Genomic DNA, 5,331 nt, shown 5'->3' on the forward strand with positions numbered 1-5,331 from the left:
GGTAGGCGTCGGCGAGCAAGGCGTATTGATGATCATCGATCAGGGCCGTGGTGGCGTCGAAGGCGAACAGATTGTCCACGGTCGCCGCCATTTCGAACGCACCTTTATAGCCATGACGTTTAACGCCGTCGATCCACTTGGGGTTGGCGGCCCGGGAACGGATCACACGGTTGAGCTCTTCCTTCAAGGTGCGGATCTTCGGCAAGTCCGGTTGGCTATGGTCGCCATGGTAGCTGGCGGCTTTTTCGCCACTCAGGGTTTCCACGGCAGCAAGCATGCCGCCCTGGAATTGGTAGTAGTCGTTGGAGTCGAGCAGGTCGTGCTCGCGATTGTCCTGGTTCTGCAACACCGCCTGCACTTGGCTCAGGCGCTGCGCGAATTGCTCGCGAGCCGCGGTGCCTTCATCGGAGCCGCCATACGCGTAAGCCCCCCAATTGAGGTAGACCTCGGCCAAATCCTCGCGGCTTTGCCACAAGCGCCCGTCAATGGCGCCCTGCACGCCTGCGCCATAGGCACCCGGCTTGGCGCCGAAGATACGCCAACCGGCCTGCTTGGCGGCGGCCTCTTCATCCAGGCCGGACTTGAGCAGCGCCTCACGCTCGCTACGCACCTTGGCTGCCAACGGGTTCATATCATCCGGCTCATCCAACGCCGCGACCGCCTGCACCGCCGCATCGAACAGACGAATCAGGTTGGCAAAGGCATCGCGGAAGAACCCGGACACCCGCAACGTCACATCCACCCGCGGGCGATCCAGCAGGCTGATCGGCAGGATCTCAAAGTCATCCACCCGCTGGCTGCCGGTGGCCCACACGGGACGCACCCCCATCAGTGCCATGGCCTGGGCGATGTCGTCACCGCCGGTGCGCATGGTCGCCGTACCCCACACCGACAGCCCGAGTTGACGCAGATGATCGCCGTGGTCTTGCAGATGCCGCTCCAGAATCAGGTTGGCCGACTGGAAACCGATGCGCCAAGCGGTGGTGGTCGGCAAGTTGCGCACATCCACCGTGAAGAAATTGCGCCCCGTGGGCAGTACATCCAGGCGCCCACGACTCGGCGCACCACTGGGGCCTGCGGGCACAAACCGACCACTCAGGGCATCCAGCAACCCACGCATTTCTGCCGGGCCGCAGGCATCCAGGCGTGGCGCGACGACGATGCGCAGGCTTTCGATAACCGCCTTCACATCCTCCCACCCGGGCTCCTCCAACTGCTCAAGCGGACCTTCCAGCGCCTGCTCGATCAGTCGCGCCGCATACAGCTCCAAGCGTTCGCGGGTATCACCGGCGGTACGCCATAACTGCGCGTCGATCTTCTGCAACACCTTCGGACGACGCCCGGTCCAGGGCTCGGCCAAGGCACAATCGAGGGGATCGAAGCCCAAGTCGAAAGCCTTGGCCAATACGCGCAACAGGCTTGATTGCGGGCCACGACCATCGCCGCGCGGGATGCGCAACAACGCCAGCAGCGTGTCGATACGCAAGCGGCCCTCGGGGGATTCGCCAAAGATATGCAGGCCGTCGCGAATCTGTGACTCCTTCAAGTCGCATAGATAAGTGTCCAGGCGCGGCAACCAGACGGCCGCATCCACGTCGCTGCCCAGCTCCAGTTCCTGGTCGATACGGGTTTCGCGCACCAACTTGAGAATGTCTTTCTGCAGCTCCAGCGCACGGCGCGGGTCAAGCAACTGCGCCTCGTAGTACTCGTCCGCCAACAGTTCCAGGTTACGCAACGGGCCGTAGGTTTCGGCACGGGTCAGCGGTGGCATCAAGTGATCGATGATCACCGCCTGGGTGCGACGCTTGGCTTGGGCGCCCTCGCCCGGGTCATTGACGATAAACGGGTAGATATTCGGCAGCGGCCCGAGCAATGCGTCGGGCCAGCAGTTTTCCGACAGGCCCACCCCCTTGCCTGGCAACCATTCGAGGTTGCCGTGCTTGCCCACGTGGATAACACCGTGAGCGCCGTAGGTGTGGCGCAACCAGAAATAGAAGGCGAGATAGCCGTGGGGCGGCACCAGATCCGGATCGTGATACACCGCGCTAGGGTCTACTTGATAACCCCGTGCTGGCTGGATGCCGACAAACGTCAGGCCCAAGCGCAGGCCAGCGACCATCATACGACCGTCGCGGCACATCGGGTCGAGATCAGGCGCGCCCCAGCGCTCCAGCACGGCCTGGCGGTTGGCTTCGGGCAAGCCGTTGAACATCGCCTCATAATCGTCCAGGCCCAGGCTTTGGTGACAAGGGCGCAAGTCGAGGCTGTCCAGGTCATTGGTAACACCACCCAACAGCTCATGGATCAGCGCCGTACCGCTGTCCGGCAGTGTCTGCGGCAGTGGATAGCCTTCAGCTTGCAACGCACGCAGGATATTCAGCGCCGCGGCCGGGGTATCCAGGCCCACGCCGTTGCCGATGCGTCCGTCACGGGTCGGGTAGTTGGCGAGCACCAGCGCAATGCGTTTGTGCGCATTCGGCAGCCGCGCCAGTTCGACCCAACGCCGCGCCAGTGCGGCGACAAAGTCCATGCGCTCAGGGGCGGCGCGGTAGCACACCACGTCCGACTGGCTGCGCTCGCTGCGCCAAGCCAGGTCTTTGAAGCTGATAGGCCGACTGATGATGCGCCCGTCCAACTCCGGCAACGCGATGTGCATCGCCAGGTCACGCGGGCCGAGACCCTGTTCGCTGGCCTCCCAGCCGGGCTGGTTGTCTTGGGCACAGATCGCCTGGATCACCGGGACATTGCGGCGAAACGGGCGCAAGTGCGGCGCTTCGGGGCTGGATTGGGCAAAGCCGGTGGTATTCAGGATCACCGCTGCTCCGACGTCATCCAGCAGTTCCTCGACCACCGTGAGGCAGCCGGGCTCTTTCAGACTGGCCACCGCTATCGGCAACGGATTAAGCCCCGCCGCCTGCAAGCGCTGGCAGAACACATCGATAAAAGCGGTATTGGCGGCCTGCAAATGAGAGCGGTAAAACAGCACCGCCGCCACCGGAAACTCAGCCTCCCACGCCATTTGCCAGTCATTGAGCCGGGCATTGGCTTTATGTGGGTGGTAAATCGCCGTACGCGGCAAGGTTTGCGGCTCGCTCCACGCGTAATCGCGGCCCAGGTAAGCACTGGCCAGGCAACGATAGAAATCCAGGGCATTGCCCAAGCCGCCCTGGCGCAGGAAGTGCCAGAGGCGGTCGCGCTCTTCCATGCCGACGGTACTCAGGCCACTGAGTTCCGGGTCCGGGCGATCATCCCCCGGCACCAGGATCAGTTGCACGCCGCGCTCGGCCAACGCCACCAGGCGTTCGATGCCGTAGCGCCAATAACCGATACCGCCGTGCAGCGAAATCAGGATCACCTTGGCGTGGCGCAACACCTCATCGACGTACAGATCGACCGAAGCGTGGTTCTGCACCTGCATCGGGTTGGCCAGGCGCAGGCTGGGGTAATCCTCAGGCAACTGCTGAGCGGCCTCGGCCAACAGCGCCAGGCTGGAGTCGCCACTGCACAGGATCACCAGTTCAGCGGGGGTTTGGCCTAAGTCGGCAATATTGTCGTCCGAGACGAAACCACCGGGTTGGGTCCTGAGCAGGTGCATGGGTCAGACGCTGAGGGCAGCGCGCAGTTGCGCTTCAAGGCCCGCTGCGTCCAGCTCCTGGCCGATCAGCACCAGGCGTGTGGTGCGCGCCTCATCGGCGCCCCAGGCACGGTCGAAGTGCTTGTCGAAACGTGTGCCCACGCCCTGGATCAGCAAGCGCATCGGTTTGTTCGGGATGGCCGCAAAACCTTTGATGCGCAGGATGCCGTGTTGCACAACGAGCTGCGTCAGGGCGTCGAGCAGCAGCGCTTCGTCGGCTTGGGGCAGGTCGATGGAGATCGAATCGAAAGCATCGTGGTCGTGATCTTCTTCGCCTTCGTGATGATGATCATGATGACTGTGGCGAGCGTCGATATGTTCCTCGGAGCCTGCGCCCAAACCAATCAGCACGTCCAATGGCAGGCGACCGCTGCTGGCTTCGATGATCTTCACTGCTGGCGGCAGTTCTTCGGCAACTTCCAGGCGAACACGGGCCAGGTCTTCGGGGTTGATCAGGTCGGTCTTGTTGAGGATTACCAGGTCGGCACTGGCCAGTTGGTCGGCGAACAACTCGTGCAGCGGCGATTCGTGGTCCAGGTTCGGGTCGAGCTTGCGCTGGGCGTCCACTTGATCCGGGAACGCGGCGAAAGTGCCAGCGGCCACGGCCGGGCTGTCGACCACGGTGATCACCGCGTCAACGGTGCAGGCGCTGCGGATTTCCGGCCACTGGAAGGCTTGCACCAGGGGTTTGGGCAGGGCCAGGCCGGAGGTTTCGATCAGGATATGGTCGAGGTCGCCGCGACGGGCCACCAACTCGCGCATCACCGGGAAGAACTCTTCTTGTACGGTGCAGCACAGGCAGCCGTTGGCCAGTTCGTACACGCGGCCATTGGCTTCTTCCTCGGTGCAACCGATGGAACACTGCTTGAGGATTTCCCCGTCGATACCCAGCTCGCCAAATTCGTTGACGATCACAGCGATGCGGCGGCCCTGGGCGTTATCCAGCATATGGCGCAGCAAAGTGGTCTTGCCCGAGCCGAGGAAGCCGGTAACGATGGTGACAGGGAGTTTGGCCAGTGTTTTCATCGGATGCCCTTTGGGGCGGGCATACGGGACGACAGGCCCTGCGGCAGCGCGCAGCAGCGGATTTCGTCACCGGATCACCCCGCCCGGTTGAATTGGAAAATCGGTTGCGAGGCAGGTCTCCTGGCTTGGGGCTTGCAGGTCTTGCGACCGGCGCTGGCTGCGCCTTCCCGCCTTATCGGCAGTGGCGTGGCAGTCAGCAGAACCCTTCACAGTTGCGGGGGCAGCCGCGGCTTGAACCGCGTTCCCTTCTTAGCTTCGGCCTGGACCGAAGAACCTCGAGGGTGCAAGGCTACGCAGTGCTTGGGGGATGGTCAATGATGGGGTTGGGTTGGGTTGGGTTGGGTTGGGTTGGTGTACATATCCGTTGCTGCGGTAACGGCGGCTTAGGGTTCCGCCCTTACGGCGGGTCACTTTTGGAAAAGAGCCCCAAAAGTAACCAAAAAGGCTCTTGCCCCAACACTCGGCACCTCGCTCACGCTCGGTGTGCCCGTAATCCGACATGGATTTGGGGGGCCGCTTAAGATCAAAATCAAAATCAAGATCAAAAACAAAGCCAGAGCCAGAGCCAGAGCAGAATCAGATCTGCTTTTCTGTGGGAGCTGGCTTGCCTGCGATGGCATCAGCAGGGTGTACCTGATTCACCGAGGTGTCTGCATCGCAGGCAAGCCAGC

The 5,331-nt window shown here is 62.6% G+C and carries 2 protein-coding genes and 1 riboswitch; both genes read right to left on the minus strand.

From position 1 onward, the window contains the following. On the minus strand, positions 1-3,595 hold a 3,595-nt coding region (gene cobN / locus ACRESD_RS15945), incomplete at its 3' end, for a cobaltochelatase subunit CobN (protein WP_431751803.1). A 3-nt stretch (positions 3,596-3,598) separates the two neighbouring features. Further along, positions 3,599-4,660: a cobalamin biosynthesis protein CobW gene (gene cobW / locus ACRESD_RS15950; RefSeq protein WP_431751804.1), complete on the minus strand. Its 1,062-nt coding sequence runs from the start codon at positions 4,658-4,660 to the stop codon at positions 3,599-3,601. Between the two features lie 93 nt (positions 4,661-4,753). After that, positions 4,754-4,953, minus strand: a riboswitch (cobalamin riboswitch). Positions 4,954-5,331 lie beyond the last annotated feature (378 nt).

Source organism: Pseudomonas sp., from assembly GCF_050739995.1.
In the GTDB taxonomy this organism is placed as follows: domain Bacteria; phylum Pseudomonadota; class Gammaproteobacteria; order Pseudomonadales; family Pseudomonadaceae; genus Aquipseudomonas.

Coding starts and splice junctions, on each gene's coding strand:
- cobW (WP_431751804.1), bottom strand. CDS start 4,660: ATGAAAACACTGGCCAAACTCCCTGTCACCATCGTTACCGGCTTCCTC.